Source organism: Polaribacter sp. IC073, assembly GCF_007997075.1.
GTDB lineage: Bacteria > Bacteroidota > Bacteroidia > Flavobacteriales > Flavobacteriaceae > Polaribacter.
Genome location: NZ_VORS01000002.1, coordinates 316,734 through 330,939, shown reverse-complemented (window position 1 = coordinate 330,939; position 14,206 = coordinate 316,734). Strand labels below are relative to the sequence as shown.

15 protein-coding genes are annotated in these 14,206 nt (G+C 31.5%); 6 read left to right on the top strand and 9 right to left on the bottom strand.

Going from position 1 to position 14,206, the window contains the following annotated elements:
• The first annotated feature begins 239 nt into the window (after positions 1-239).
• From ES045_RS04320 to ES045_RS04300, 5 genes are all read left to right on the top strand, one after another.
• Positions 240-1,289, top strand: a complete 1,050-nt coding sequence (locus ES045_RS04320; RefSeq protein ID WP_189663026.1) for a M14 family zinc carboxypeptidase — start codon at positions 240-242, stop codon at positions 1,287-1,289.
• 85 nt (positions 1,290-1,374) lie between these two features.
• Positions 1,375-1,854: an Lrp/AsnC family transcriptional regulator gene (locus ES045_RS04315; RefSeq protein WP_147112936.1), complete on the top strand. Its 480-nt coding sequence runs from the start codon at positions 1,375-1,377 to the stop codon at positions 1,852-1,854.
• Between the two features lie 114 nt (positions 1,855-1,968).
• Positions 1,969-3,957: a thiamine pyrophosphate-dependent enzyme gene (locus tag ES045_RS04310; RefSeq protein ID WP_147112933.1), complete on the top strand. Its 1,989-nt coding sequence runs from the start codon at positions 1,969-1,971 to the stop codon at positions 3,955-3,957.
• 35 nt (positions 3,958-3,992) lie between these two features.
• Entirely contained in the window at positions 3,993-4,997 is a 1,005-nt protein-coding gene (locus ES045_RS04305; protein WP_147112931.1) for an NADP-dependent oxidoreductase, read from the top strand.
• Complete coding sequence (locus ES045_RS04300) at positions 4,997-5,182, top strand: CPXCG motif-containing cysteine-rich protein (RefSeq protein WP_223267181.1); 186 nt, start codon at positions 4,997-4,999, stop codon at positions 5,180-5,182. Before ES045_RS04305 ends, ES045_RS04300 begins: the two co-directional genes overlap by 1 nt.
• A gap of 82 nt (positions 5,183-5,264) precedes the next feature.
• On the opposite strand, the gene ES045_RS04295 is transcribed toward ES045_RS04300, so the two are convergent.
• Positions 5,265-5,963, bottom strand: a complete 699-nt coding sequence (locus ES045_RS04295) for a pseudouridine synthase (protein ID WP_317131296.1) — start codon at positions 5,961-5,963, stop codon at positions 5,265-5,267.
• Positions 5,964-6,077: 114 nt separating this feature from the next.
• On the opposite strand from ES045_RS04295, the gene ES045_RS04290 reads away from it, so the two are divergent.
• Entirely contained in the window at positions 6,078-6,617 is a 540-nt protein-coding gene (locus ES045_RS04290) for a DUF4251 domain-containing protein (protein WP_189663025.1), read from the top strand.
• 12 nt (positions 6,618-6,629) lie between these two features.
• Here ES045_RS04290 and ES045_RS04285 read toward each other — a convergent pair whose 3' ends face one another.
• From ES045_RS04285 to ES045_RS04250, 8 genes are all read right to left on the bottom strand, one after another.
• Positions 6,630-7,835 (bottom strand): multidrug effflux MFS transporter, encoded by a 1,206-nt coding sequence (locus tag ES045_RS04285; RefSeq protein WP_147112922.1) that lies wholly within the window; start codon positions 7,833-7,835, stop codon positions 6,630-6,632.
• A gap of 109 nt (positions 7,836-7,944) precedes the next feature.
• A complete protein-coding gene (locus ES045_RS04280) occupies positions 7,945-8,328 on the bottom strand; it encodes a DUF805 domain-containing protein (protein WP_147112919.1) in 384 nt (127 codons plus the stop codon).
• 25 nt (positions 8,329-8,353) lie between these two features.
• Entirely contained in the window at positions 8,354-8,788 is a 435-nt protein-coding gene (locus ES045_RS04275; RefSeq protein ID WP_147112916.1) for a DUF805 domain-containing protein, read from the bottom strand.
• A 33-nt stretch (positions 8,789-8,821) separates the two neighbouring features.
• The gene (locus tag ES045_RS04270; RefSeq protein WP_147112913.1) at positions 8,822-10,156 is read right to left on the bottom strand and encodes a DUF58 domain-containing protein; all 1,335 of its coding nucleotides are present in this window, start codon (positions 10,154-10,156) and stop codon (positions 8,822-8,824) included.
• 121 nt (positions 10,157-10,277) lie between these two features.
• The gene (locus ES045_RS04265; protein ID WP_147112910.1) at positions 10,278-11,297 is read right to left on the bottom strand and encodes an AAA family ATPase; all 1,020 of its coding nucleotides are present in this window, start codon (positions 11,295-11,297) and stop codon (positions 10,278-10,280) included.
• Between the two features lie 2 nt (positions 11,298-11,299).
• On the bottom strand, positions 11,300-12,511 hold the full coding sequence (locus ES045_RS04260; protein WP_147112907.1) for a hypothetical protein: 1,212 nt from the start codon (positions 12,509-12,511) through the stop codon (positions 11,300-11,302).
• On the bottom strand, positions 12,508-13,224 hold the full coding sequence (locus ES045_RS04255) for a hypothetical protein (RefSeq protein WP_147112905.1): 717 nt from the start codon (positions 13,222-13,224) through the stop codon (positions 12,508-12,510). Before ES045_RS04255 ends, ES045_RS04260 begins: the two co-directional genes overlap by 4 nt.
• Positions 13,221-14,189: a stage II sporulation protein M gene (locus tag ES045_RS04250; RefSeq protein WP_147112902.1), complete on the bottom strand. Its 969-nt coding sequence runs from the start codon at positions 14,187-14,189 to the stop codon at positions 13,221-13,223. Before ES045_RS04250 ends, ES045_RS04255 begins: the two co-directional genes overlap by 4 nt.
• Positions 14,190-14,206: the final 17 nt, after the last annotated feature.

Here is a 14,206-nt window from a genome sequence, read left to right as displayed (position 1 = left end):
AAACAATACAAGTTACTTAAATACAGTTATTTATAACGCTACTATAGAGGTGTCTTATACTATATTTACTATCTATGTTAAAACAAACTAAGTGTAATTAAAAAGTTTACAAATGTACCTGAATTAATCGAATCAATTGTTTACAAATGTAATGTTTACGTAATTTACAATTGTAACATTTTAGTTTGATTACAAATGTGATTCGTTTATTTTTACAGCAGATTTTACAACAACCAATTATGAGTTTACTACAGATAGATTTTTTAGAAGCAATTTTTAAACAACAAAAGGAAGTTGCTCTTTCTGGAAAATGGATTCGCTTTAAAGACATTAAAGACGTATTTGAAAAATATAAATCTAAATTTACAATTACTCAAATAGGTACTTCCGAACAAGCAACACCTATTTATCAATTAAAAATTGGTACGGGGAAAAAGAAGATTTTATTGTGGTCTCAAATGCATGGTAATGAAAGTACGGGTACAAAAGCATTATTCGACCTATTTAACTGTTTTTTAAATTCACCTAAAGAAGAACTACAAACAATTTTAGAAGCCTGTACACTTGTTTTTATTCCGATGTTAAATCCGGATGGAGCAGAAAAATACACAAGAGTTAACGGTAACAATATTGACTTAAATAGAGATGCTGTAGATAGAAAAGCAAAAGAAAGTAAACTTTTACGCAGTGTTTTAGAAGAATTTAAGCCACAGTTTTGTTTTAATCTACACGACCAAAGAACTATTTTTAATGTAGCAAGCACTAAAAACCCTGCTACTATTTCTTTTTTAGCACCATCAGAAGAAGAAACGCGTGCATTAACAAAAGGCAGAAAAGAAACCATGAATGTTATTGTAGCCATGAATGCGATGTTGCAAAACACCATACCTAATTATGTGGGTAGATATACAGACGAGTTTTATCCAACAGCAACGGGAGACAATTTTCAGAAATTGGGCTATAATACAATCTTAATAGAATCTGGTCATTACCCAGAAGACTATACAAGAGAAGCATCTAGAAAATATACTTTTTTCTCCATTTTACAAGGAATTTATCATATCGCAAAATCAACAGACTTTAGCACATATAAAGACTATTTTAAGATACCTAATAACGACAAAGTTTTTTACGATGTTATGCATCGATATCCAAACTCTGAGAATGACATTGCTTTTCAATTTAAAGATCAAATTATTGATGATAAATTAATTTCATTATTAGTTAAAATTGAAGATGAAAGCCTAAAAGGCAAAATTGGACACTACGAAATCGTTTTCGAAAGCTAAAAACATTAGTTATTTCTCACTTTTTTTATTGTTTTTTTAAATTAAAATCATAAATTTGCACATATAATTGAATAATATATAAATTATGAAGAAATTTACTTTAGACGAAATTGATCATCAAATTTTAGACATTTTAATAGAGAACGCAAGAACACCATTTACTGATATTGCAAAACAATTATTAGTATCTGCAGGAACAATTCATGTGCGTGTTAAAAAGATGGAAGATGAAGGTATTATTCAAGGTTCTACCTTAACACTAAATTACGAAAAAATGGGGTATTCTTTTATAGCGCATGTTGGTGTTTACCTAGAAAAAACATCTATGACACAAAGCGTTATAGAAAATTTAAGAAACATATCTAACGTTACAGTTGCTTATGTAACCGCTGGTAAATACAATATTTTCTGTAAAGTAAGAGCTAAAGGAACCAATGATGCTAAAGACATTATATACGAAATAGATGATATTCCTGGAGTAAATAGAACCGAAACAATGATTGCTTTAGAAGAAAGCATTAATGATAAAAAAAGAATGATGCATGCAATTTTTAAAGAATTGTAGCATTTAAAATATTCATATTTTTATATACATCCTTATCCGTAAAATGGTAAGGATTTTTTTATGGATTTTACTTTTGATTCATTAAGTTTGTTATCATTATGAAATTTATAATTTATGTCTAATAAAATTAAATTTATCACAAACTCTATACCAAAAGAACAATTATTATCACTCTATAGAAACATGCTAAAACCTCGCATGATAGAAGAAAAAATGCTAATTCTTCTAAGGCAAGGAAAAATCTCTAAATGGTTTTCTGGCATTGGTCAAGAAGCTATTTCTGTTGGACTTACGGCTGCTTTGTATGATGATGAATATATTTTACCAATGCACAGAAATTTAGGTGTTTTTACTACAAGAAACATTCCTTTATACAGACTTTTTTCACAATGGCAGGGAAAAATGAACGGCTTTACTAAAGGTAGAGATCGAAGTTTTCATTTTGGTACGCAAGAATATAGCATTGTGGGCATGATTTCTCATCTAGGACCACAATTAGGAATTGCAGACGGAATTGCTTTAGGAAACTTATTAAAGAAGAATCGTAAAATTTGTGCAGTTTTTACAGGTGAAGGAGGTACAAGTGAAGGCGACTTTCATGAAGCGTTAAATATAGCTTCTGTTTGGAGCTTGCCTGTTTTGTTCTGTGTAGAAAATAATGGCTATGGTTTATCTACACCTTCTTCAGAGCAATTTAATTGCGAAAACATTGCAGATAAGGGGATTGGATACGGAATGGAAAGTTTTATCATAGACGGAAATAATATTTTAGAAGTCTATGCAAAGGTGACCGAAATAGCAGAAAGCATACGTAAAAAACCGAGACCTATTTTACTAGAGTTTAAAACCTTTAGAATGCGCGGACATGAAGAGGCGAGTGGCACAAAATATGTACCGCAAGAAACCTTAGATTTTTGGGCAGAAAAAGACCCTCTAGAAAACTTTAAAGAGTTTATAAAAGAAGAAAATATTCTAACGGATGCAATTGAGACCGCTTATAAAAATGAAATTACGCTAGAAATAAATGAGCATCTAGAAAAAGCGTATAACGAAGAAAAGATTGTACCAGATTTAGAAACAGAGTTAAAAGATGTTTTTAAAGAACATTTATTTGAAGAAATAAAACCTGCAGCAGAAAAGAAAAATATTCGTTTTGTTGATGCTATTTCTCAAGGATTGTTTCAGTCTATGGAGAAACATGATGACTTAATTATTATGGGACAAGATGTTGCAGCATATGGTGGTGTTTTTAAAATAACAGATGGGTTTGTAGAAAAATTCGGAAAAGAACGTGTTCGAAATACCCCAATTTGTGAATCTGCCATTGTTGCTGCAGCCTATGGTTTGTCTGTAAACGGAATAAAAGCTGTGGTAGAAATGCAATTTGCAGATTTTGTTTCCTCTGGTTTTAATCCGGTTGTAAATTTATTGGCAAAATCTCATTACAGATGGCAACAAAATGCAGATATTGTAATAAGAATGCCTTGTGGTGCTGGCGTTGGTGCTGGCCCTTTTCATAGTCAAACAAATGAAGCTTGGTTTACAAAAACACCGGGTTTAAAAGTAGTGTATCCCGTATTTCCTCAAGATGCAAAAGGCTTATTAATTGCTGCCATTAATGATCCGAATCCTGTTTTATTTTTCGAACACAAAGCATTGTATCGCGCTGTTTATAATGATGTTTCTGAAAATTATTTTACAACAGAAATTGGCAAAGCAGCACTTCTAAAAGAAGGAAGTGATGTGACTATTATTAGCTACGGAGCGCCAATTCATTGGGTATTAGAATGCTTAGAAAATAACACCTCCATTTCTGCAGATGTTATCGATTTAAGAACTTTACAACCTTTAGACACCGAGACCATTTATACTTCTGTAAGAAAGACCGGTAAAGTTATAATTGTGCAAGAAGATTCTCTTTTTGGCGGAATAGCTAGTGATATTTCAGCATTAGTAAACGAAAACTGTTTTGAATATTTAGATGCGCCTGTAAAAAGAGTCGCGAGTTTAGAAACTCCAATTCCGTTTGAACCTAATTTAGAAAAACAATATTTAGGAAAAAATCGATTAGAAAAAGCCATTAAAGAACTTTTAAATTATTAATAATATTCTTATTTTTAAGTAATCTTATCAATCTTATGAAGAACAAACAAATCATCTTAAAAAATAGACCCAAAGGTTTTCCTGATGAAACTACTTGGAAGCTAGAAACACAAACAATTCCTGAGTTAGAAGAAGGAGAAATTTTAATTGAACACCATTATGTTTCCTTAGACCCTGCAATGCGTGGCTGGATGAATGATACAAAATCTTACATTCCGCCCGTAGAATTAGAACATGTAATGCGTGCTGGTGCTATTGGAAAGGTGATTAAAAATAACAATAATCCTAAATTTGAAATTGGAGATTGCGTTACCAGTTGGGGCGGAGTGCAACAATATTCTGTTTCTAATGGACATAGTTGGTTAAAAGTTGATGAGAAACTGGCTTCGATGCCAATGTATTTAGGAACTTTAGGAATGCCAGGGATGACGGCTTATTTCGGGATATTAGAAGTTGGAAAAATAAAAGAAGGAGACATTGTTTTGGTTTCTGGAGCAGCAGGAGCTGTAGGATCTATTGTTGGTCAAATAGCAAAAATAAAAGGCTGTACCGTTATTGGTATTGCTGGTGGACAAGAAAAGTGCGATTATATAAAAAATGAATTGGGCTTTGATGCTGCAATTGATTATAAGAATGAAAACATTTATTCTGCTTTAAAAAAGAAATGTCCGAAAGGAATTGATGTCTTTTTTGATAATGTTGGTGGTGTAATTTTAGACGCTGCTTTAAGTAAATTAAGAATGCATGCTAAAGTAGTTCTTTGTGGTGCTATTTCACAATACAACAACAAACATAAAGTTAATGGGCCAAGTAATTATTTATCATTATTAGTAACCCGCTCTACCATGCAAGGTATGGTGGTTACAGATTATTCAAAATATTTCGAAAAAGCAGCGAAAGAAATGGGTATTTGGTTACAAGAAGGAAAACTAAAATCTAGAGAAGATATTTATGAAGGCATAGAAAATTTTCAAGAAACGTATAACAAACTTTTTTCTGGAGAAAAGAACGGAAAATTAGTTTTAAAAGTAAAAGAATAGTGGAACAAGAACATTTTTTTCAATGTCCGCATTGTTGGGAAGAAATCTCTATGATTTTAGACGCCAGCGTCCGAGAGCAAACCTACATAGAAGATTGTGAAGTTTGTTGCAACCCTATTGAGATTTCACCAAATTTTGAAGACGGAGAGTTGATTGGTTTTCGATCTCAATCTATTGATCAATAGGTTGTCTGGTGGCTAATAGTAAAGTTTTAATTCATCATGAATACCTCACTGTTTTTTTTTCTAGTACACAATAAACTTGTAACTATGCCAGCGGATTCTCCCATGAAAATTCCTTAAACATCGCGATCCAATCTTTGGGATAAGGAGCTTTTAGAATTAATTCTTCACCTGAAAAAGGGTGTTTGAATGCTAACTTTCCTGCGTGCAAAAACATATTTTTCCAACCAAAATTTTCATCAAACATAACATCATGGTTTTTATCACCATATTTTGCATCGCCAATTAAAGGGTGGCTAATTTTATTTGTATGTACTCTTAATTGATGCATTCTACCTGTTTTTGGTTTTAATTCTACCAAACTGTAGCGAGAAGAATCATACGGTTTTACTGGGACATCTAAGGTCACTTGCGCTAGTGTTTTAAAATACGTTAAAGCTTCTTTATGCACATTTGCATCGCGTCCTTTTACAGGAGAATCTATCGTTTTGGTTGCTGGTGAAAAGCCTCTTACAACACCGTAATACGTTTTTTCAATTTCATTATTTGTAAATAATTCTTGAAATTTAGAAACAAACGCGGTTTCTTTCGCGAGTAAAATAATTCCTGAAGTTTTTCTATCTAATCGATGAATAGGATATACTTTGATGCCTTTTTCTTCTTGAATCCATTGTAAAAGAGAAGTTTCTTCGGATACATTTCTAGAATGGTGCGCATGATGCACCAACATATTATTTGGTTTGCTTACGCACAAGAGGTATTCATCTTCAAAAACAACTTTCATCGGTATTTTATATTTTAGATTTCAAAAATACTACTTAATTTATAATATTTTTAAAAGTTTTTTAATGTGATTTTTGTATATTTAGATCACTACTAATCAGTTAATTATTAAATGATGAGAATAGCCATTTTAAGTATTTTAGTGATTTTCATGAGCTGTGCAAGTGCTAAGAACACTTTTACTTCAACGGAAATAAATAATTTAATAGGAACAGTAGCGTCAAAAAATATCGAAGCTACTTTTAATTGGGCACAACCAACCGGTTTAAGTAATGTGAGAGGTTTCAATAAATTATTGCCTCCAGGAAGTTCTGCTAACAATATCAATCTCATAGGAAATGCTAATTTCTTTCGAATAAAAAACGATAGCATTCATATTGATTTGCCTTATTATGGCGAGCAACAAATGTCTACAGGATATACTTCTGGCAGCGGAATTAAATTTGAAGGTAAAGCCAGCGAAACTTCAAAAGTATACAATGAAAGAAAAGGAGCTTATATCATAGCATATTCTGTACAGGCTAAAGATGAAAACTATGAAATAATGCTGACACTTTATGCGAATAATAAAAGTAATTTGAACGTAAACAGCAGTCACAGATCAAATATTTCTTACAATGGAGATTGGAAAGAATTAAAAAAGACTTCTAAATAAAGTCCACGTTTTTTAGATTGCTTTCCTTTTGTTTGAAATATTCAAATATTGAATGAGAGCTAAAGCTAAGAGTCCACAAACAAAGAAACCAATAAATAAGGGTAAAGCCGTTTTTTCTATAAAACCACCAATATAAGTTGCAATAGGTACCGCCATAATTGTAGAAACAAATCCATTAATTGCGGCTCCAATACCAGCAATATGCCCAATTGGCTCCATTGCTAGCGCTCTTGTATTCCCAAATAAAAATCCGATTGCAAAAAATTGCATCCAAAAAAAGGCAATTAACACATAAATACTAGGGTTGCTTTCTCCTGAATATAAAAAAATATATACCAAAGGAACAAGCGTAAAAACAATAGCAAAAACATTTACGAGTTTAAACATTCCTAGTTTTACAACTAAGGTTCCGTTTAAAAAAGTTGCCAAACCAATACCAATTGCAAGACCTGCAAAAATAAACGGAAACTCTTCTTTTAAGTCATACTGTTGCTCGAATATTAGTTGACTTGCACTTAAATACACCATAAAAGAACCTGTAATAAAACCAGAAAATAAAGTGAAAATTATAGCATTCTTATGTTTTATAAATTCTTTTACTCCACCTACAAAAAGAGAGAATTTAAACTTCTTTCTCTTCTCTAGCGGTAACGTTTCTGGTTGTCTTTTCCAAAGCCAAATCATTACAAATAACCCAAAAAATAACTGACTATAAAAAATAGACTTCCAGCCATATAAATCTAACATAATCTTTCCTATTGCTGGTGCAACTACGGGTACCAAAATAAAAATAACCACTACAAAAGACATTACTTTAGCCATATAATTACCACTAAAACGGTCTCTAACCATTGCTATACTAATGGTTCTTGGAGCAGAAAGACCAACTCCTTGTAAGATTCTACCAACAATCATCATCTCTAAACTAGTAGCAAACACACAAACTAAACTTGCCATCGCAAAAACAACAAAACCTACGTAAATAACAGGCTTTCTCCCAAAACTATCAGACAAAGGTCCAGAAATTAATTGTCCGAAACCCAAACCTAAAAAAATCATAGTAATTAATAACTGATTATCCCGTGGATGTGTCACATTTATAGACAAACCAATATCTGCAATTGCAGGTAATAATGCGTCTATAGAGAGTGCTACTAAAGACATTAAAGAAGCCATTACAATAATAAATTCTAGTTCTGTTTTTTGCTTAATCTTCATGCTGCAAAAGTAGTTTTTTAAGATTGATATCTATTTGGGTTTTCATAATTTTTAACCAAAAAAAAGGACTGCAAATTGCAGTCCTTTTTAGTATTCTAAAAAAGAAGTTTTATGCTTTTCCTATGGCATCTATTTCTGCATTGTTACCAATTCCTTTTGGATTTTCACCCCATTTATTTTCTCCATTATCACTATCTGTGCATAATAAAATTAAATTATAAATAGGAATTAACATATACCAACCACTTTTACCAACATCATGCATTCTTCTTGCAGTAACAGCTATATATGGTAATAGAACGGCTAAACTATAGAAAGATTCAAAATATCCATCTTCATTAAATTCTCCGTATGTTGTTCCTAGCGCTTTGTCTAAAAAAACTAGAAGAATAGAGAAAATAATGTTAAAAAGAACAAACATCCAATATTCTTTTCTTCTTGCTCTTCCTTTAAAATCTGAGTACTGCTTTAATACTTTTAAATACCAATTCATTTTTTTTATTTATTAATAGTTACACTTATTCTTTTCCTATAAATTCTATTTCTCTGTCACTTCCTTTTCCTTTTGGATTCTCTCCGTATTGATTTGTTTTACTTTCTCCGTCCATACATGTTAAAACTAGGAACCAAAAACCACCAATATAGGGTATTAAGTTTATAAAAAACCAAGCACCACTTTTTCCTAAATCGTGCATTCTTCTTGAACTCACTGCCAATATAGGAATTAAAGTACCCAAAGAATACAGCCCCAAAACTTGAAGAAATAAAAAGCTTGTAGTTCCATCTGCAAAGCTTTCTTCGTAAGAATTCATGTTATTATTCGTATAGAAAAAAAGAAATAATAAGAGTCCTGAAAATAATAAATGAAATAACTGAAACATCCAATATTCTTTCCTTCTTGCTCTACCAGAAAACTTAAAATAATTCCTTAAAACGAGTAGATACCAATCCATAATTTATCTTTTTTTTTGCTAAAATATGTAAAACTAAAACAATCCTCTAGACTTTAATTCTAAATATTTATGAAGCGTATCTCCCGTTAAATTTTCAGGAGAAGTTAACACAGATTGAATTCCGTATTTCTTTAATTCATTCACAATACTTATCTTTTCGTACATAAATTTTTCAGCAATGATACTGTCGTACACCTCTTGAACATTTTCTGCTTCTGTATTTATCAAAGACTGTAACTCGGTGTTTTTAAAGAAAACAACCAAAACTAAATGGTTTTTAGCCAACGCACGCAAGTAGGAGAGTTGCCTGTTCAAACCATCCATCGTTTCGAAATTTGTGTAGATAATTAGCAAACTTCTGTGTGTAATTTTTCTTTTAATAACTGAGTATAAGGTACTAAAATCTGACTCTGAAAAATCTGTTTTCAAGTTGTGTAAAGCTTCAGAAATTAAACTCATTTGCGAGTTTCTTTTTTCAGCAACAATCCAATCTTCTAAACTCTTAGAAAAAGACAACATTCCTGCTTTGTCTTGTTTTCTAAGAATAATGTTACTAATTGCCAACGTTGCATTTATAGCATAATCTAGCAAACTTAATTCATTAAATTGCATTTGCATTGCACGCCCTTTGTCTATAATATTATAAACAGGTTGCGATTTTTCTTCTACATATTGATTCACCATTAATTGGTTTCTCTTCGCAGTCGCTTTCCAATTTAACGTTCTAATGTCGTCACCAGAAACGTATTCTTTAATCTGCTCAAACTCTAAAGAATGGCCAATTCTACGAACCTTTTTCGTTCCGTAAGAAATGGCATCATTGGTAAAAGCCTTAAAATCGAATTCTCTTAATCTTAAAAAAGAAGGATAGCATTTTAATTCTTTTTCTTCTGCTAAAATATATTTTTTAGTCACTAATTGCAGCGGGGAACTCACATAAATGTTGCTGTTACCAAAATTATAAACACCTCTTTCAGATGGTTTTAAATCGTAAAAAAGTATTTTTTCTTCTTTGGATGCTATCAGCAAAGGAAAAATAAAATCTCTCTTTTGAAATTGAAAAGGGACTTCTTCAATAATGGATACATGATTGGTAAACTTATAGTTGTTCTTTATTTTTAAGGTTACCTTATTCAAGTCTCCGTTCGAGAATCTTTCTGGCAAAATGCGTTCTAAAGAAATCCCTTTTTTGGTATTGTACAAAAGAAATACATCCACAAAAAATAATACTGAAAGGATGAATAACAACACTTTAGAAACCTCAAAAAAGATAGGAACAAAAAAACCAACTACAAACAAAACGGAAACCGTTCCTAAAAAGTAGAAAAAACGATTGTTTAGAAAAAGGGTGTTGTAGAAATGTTTCAAATGTTGTGTACTTGTTTAAATGTTTTATGTTGAAATTGACGTCATTGCAAAGATTTTTTATCACTTTCTCTGACAATCTGTTTATTATAATAATTATTTAGTTCTTCGGAATGATGTGCGTTTATCTCGGAATTTCAACAGCTTCAATAATTTGCGCTATAATTTGTTTGCTTCCTAAACCTTCCATTTCTCTTTCTGGCGTTACAATAACTCGGTGTTGTAAAACAGGAATTGTTGCTTTTTTAATATCTTCTGGGGTTACAAAATCACGACCTTCAATTGCTGCAAAAGCTTTTGAAGCGTTTAAAATAGCAATACTTGCCCTTGGTGAAGCACCTAAGTATAGAAATGAGTTAGAACGCGTGTTTACAACAATATTTGCAATGTATTTTAAGAGGTTTTCTTCAATAGCAATCTGATTTACTAAATTTCTAAACTCCATAATTTTAGCCGCAGAAATAACCGTTTCAATTTTACTTGATTTCGTTGTGTTTTTTAACCCCTGTTCTCTAAATATAATTTCATATTCTTCTTCAGCATTCGGATACTCTACATTTATTTTGAATAAAAAACGATCTAATTGTGCTTCTGGCAAACGATATGTTCCTTCTTGCTCAATCGGATTCTGAGTCGCCAAAACCATAAAAGGTTCGTCCATTTTATAGGTTTTACCATCTATTGTGACTTGTTTTTCCTCCATTACTTCAAACAAAGCCGCTTGTGTTTTTGCTGGCGCTCTGTTAATTTCATCAATTAGAATCATGTTGGAAAAAATAGGTCCTTTTTTAAACTCAAATTCAGACGTTTGCAAGTTATAAACCGAAGTTCCTAAAATATCTGAAGGCATTAAATCTGGCGTAAACTGAATTCTACTAAATGCTGCCGCAATGGTTTTTGATAATAGTTTAGCAGTAATGGTTTTTGCCACTCCAGGAACGCCTTCAATTAAAACATGACCGTCTGAAAGTAACGCCACAATTAACAAATCTAACAGGTCTTTTTGCCCCACAATTACCTTTTTTAATTGTGCTTTAATTTTGAAGACATTTTCTTGTAATTCAGCAAGATCTATTCTGCTTTTAAAGGCAATAGCATCAGAATTTTGTTCGTTGTTGAAGTGGTCTGTATTTGGTGTTTCCATCGTTATTTTTTTAAGAAATTTTCTATCATTTTATGCAATCCAATTAACTCTTCTTCAGAACATTCTAGCTTCTTATTTAAAGTAATAATTGTATGTATTAAATATTTTGTTTTTTGGATTTCATTTCCAGATTTAGCAGCTAATTTTATAATAAAATCCGTATTTAAATTAGCGGTATCTATTAAATACTTTGAGCGGACTTTCGACAAGAAAAAAGCAATTTTTTTATCTACTAGATTTTTATGATCGGCTTCACTTAAATACAAATTAGAAATGGTTTGTGTAAAAGCAACCGTGGTATTTTTTAGCGGTTCTAAAACAGGTATTGCACGTTGTTTTCTTCTCGCATTAAACAGCATAAATAATAATAAACCCACTAGAGAAACAAATAAAAACCAAGTTAAGCTTTTGTGCTTTAGAAAGAACTTAAAAATAGAGGGTTTCTTTTCTTCAGCATCTGAATATGCACTTGTTTTTATATGATTGTCCCATAGAATAGGCTGTTTTGGAAGGTAGGAGAGTAGGTTTTCTACATATACTTCCTGATCATTTAACAAATAATAGTTGCTAAAAACAATCGGATTGGTATGCAAATAAAAAGCCCCTTTGCCATGGTGTATTTTAATAAAATTAGGAACTTCTTCTCCGTCTATGTTGGTTGTTCCCAAAACAATAGTCTTGTTCTCATTGTATTCTAAAAAGTAATTTCTACGGATGTTTCTTTCAAAATTATAGGGTTGATCACTAAAATCTTTGTGTTTTAAATAAAATGTCCCTTTCAATTTCCTTAGAGCAGCTACGTCAAAAACTTCTGTATCGAGATTATTGGTCGTAAACTCTAACTGTTCTTTAAAATTTTCTTTGAAGAAATTTAAGGCTATAAATGCCGAATTCCCTTGTTTCACATAGTCTAAAAGAGCCGTTGTACCTGCTGCAGTTTGTTTATAAGCGGCATTTTTAATAAGAATATAATTGCTAAACTTAGTACTAACCGTATCACTTTTAAATAATAAGTAATCGTAGAGATTTTCTTTTAATTTGATTATTTTCTGATCTTTAAAAAGTGTTGCCGCTTCGTTAGAAATAATATAATTACCAAACGGACTTTTCTCTTTTTCGCTATAATTTTCTTTCCAATCTGTTTTTGTACAACTTGTAAAAACAACAATCGATAGAATAAAAAGAGTTTTTAATAAGTGCTGAAGTTTTCTCATTTCTTTACCTTGGTTTTAAATGATGAGTACTTCTCTTTAATTTTATTAAAATCGTTGCTATCAATAGGGAAATCGCCATACCAAACATATGTGTACACATAAGAAAGATAAGAGAACTCTTCTCTAATAGTTCCTTGTTCTAACTCATATGTATAGGCGGTATTTGTTTTATCTTTATGATAATCAATCAATTTTTTGTTTGATAATTCCTTTAAAACAGACAGATAGTTATAACGAACTGCCAACCTAAAGTTCTGCTCTAAAATTGCTTGTGCTAACAATGCTTCTAAATCTACTTCGTGAATATCTTCATCTTCATACACTAGTTTTTCTGCAACTTTCTTCTTTCCTTTTTTGAAGTTCCAAAAGCCAATTTCAGAACCTAAAACCAATTTTAAAATAATAAACACGACAAAGCCACCTAATAAAAATGGAAAAATAGCCTGCATGAAAGAAGCAAAAGCTCTTAGAAAACTCAAATCTGTAGAAGAGGCTTCATTTTCTTCAGGGATTTCTTCTTCTGTATATACAAATTCTTTATCGGTGTATCTTAATTTGATCGCTTCTTGAAAAGACCTTTTAGCCGTATAATCAATTGTTTTTACATATTTTGTAGTGTCTTTTACCACAGCAATACTGTCTAAAAGGTGCTCTTGTGCATTTGTAATAAAAGAGAATTGAGCCATGATAAAAAGTACAAGGAGTTTTCTCATGAGCGCAACTGGTGTTTTCGAGCCACTTTAAAAGGCAAGATTAAATAGTAATAACTAATAGACGCTAAACTAAATAGTATAATTGCGAAGCTTACAATTGTAGGCATTTTGTTCGAGTATCTGGTTACATATCCTTCTAAAAAAGCTGCCGCTATGGTAAACGGAATGGTGCTAATAAAGATATAAAAAGCATCTCTAACCCCTTTTTTAAAAGATTCGAAACGTTTTAAAGTTCCTGGGAATAAAATACTTGCGCCAATAATATACCCCGTAGCTGCTTCAATAATAATTCCGAAAATTTCGTAAGTTCCGTGAATCCAGATTCCTTTTAAACTGTCGAAAAAACTATTTTGCTGATAGAAAAAAGCTTGAAAAACGGCCACCATAATTCCGTTTACCACCACATAATACCCCGTTCCAATTCCTAAGAATAAGCCCGAAAGAAACATGTTTAAGCCCACTCTTTGGTTGTTGTTATAAATACCAATAAAGGTTCCCCAATTGCTACCTCCTTTGTAAATAGCCATGGCATCGCCACTTTCTATATTCTCTAAAGTAAGATCTACATATTCGTTTCCTAAAATTTGTCTTGCAAAAGTCTCATCATTAAAAGTTGATAATAACCCAATGAAAAAGCAGATAAAGAAGAATATAAAAGACAAATAAATGTATTTTTTATATTGATAGGCGAGGAGTGGTACTTTGTCAAAAAAGAAATATAATAAAATATTTTGATCTCTTCTTTTGGCGTGATATACCTTATCAAAACTACTTTTAGCAAGCTTATTTAGATAGGTAGTCACTTTACTTTTAGGGTAATAGGTTTGTGCATATACCAAATCATTCATGATTTTTATATGCAGGTTGGCTATGTCGTCTGGACTTTTTTTATTTTTATTTGAATTTACTTGTTCAAATTCAAGCCATTTTTCTTTATTTTGCTTTATAAAAGCGACCTCTCTCATTAAGAGCGAATTTAACC

Coding starts and splice junctions, on each gene's coding strand:
- ES045_RS04310 (WP_147112933.1), top strand. CDS start 1,969: ATGTCTAATAAAATTAAATTTATCACAAACTCTATACCAAAAGAACAA.
- ES045_RS04275 (WP_147112916.1), bottom strand. CDS start 8,788: ATGGATTGGTATCTACTCGTTTTAAGGAATTATTTTAAGTTTTCTGGT.
- ES045_RS04320 (WP_189663026.1), top strand. CDS start 240: ATGAGTTTACTACAGATAGATTTTTTAGAAGCAATTTTTAAACAACAA.
- ES045_RS04295 (WP_317131296.1), bottom strand. CDS start 5,963: ATGAAAGTTGTTTTTGAAGATGAATACCTCTTGTGCGTAAGCAAACCA.
- ES045_RS04265 (WP_147112910.1), bottom strand. CDS start 11,297: ATGGAAACACCAAATACAGACCACTTCAACAACGAACAAAATTCTGAT.
- ES045_RS04250 (WP_147112902.1), bottom strand. CDS start 14,189: ATGAGAGAGGTCGCTTTTATAAAGCAAAATAAAGAAAAATGGCTTGAA.
- ES045_RS04290 (WP_189663025.1), top strand. CDS start 6,078: ATGAGAATAGCCATTTTAAGTATTTTAGTGATTTTCATGAGCTGTGCA.
- ES045_RS04315 (WP_147112936.1), top strand. CDS start 1,375: ATGAAGAAATTTACTTTAGACGAAATTGATCATCAAATTTTAGACATT.
- ES045_RS04285 (WP_147112922.1), bottom strand. CDS start 7,835: ATGAAGATTAAGCAAAAAACAGAACTAGAATTTATTATTGTAATGGCT.
- ES045_RS04280 (WP_147112919.1), bottom strand. CDS start 8,328: ATGAATTGGTATTTAAAAGTATTAAAGCAGTACTCAGATTTTAAAGGA.
- ES045_RS04305 (WP_147112931.1), top strand. CDS start 3,993: ATGAAGAACAAACAAATCATCTTAAAAAATAGACCCAAAGGTTTTCCT.
- ES045_RS04260 (WP_147112907.1), bottom strand. CDS start 12,511: ATGAGAAAACTTCAGCACTTATTAAAAACTCTTTTTATTCTATCGATT.
- ES045_RS04255 (WP_147112905.1), bottom strand. CDS start 13,224: ATGAGAAAACTCCTTGTACTTTTTATCATGGCTCAATTCTCTTTTATT.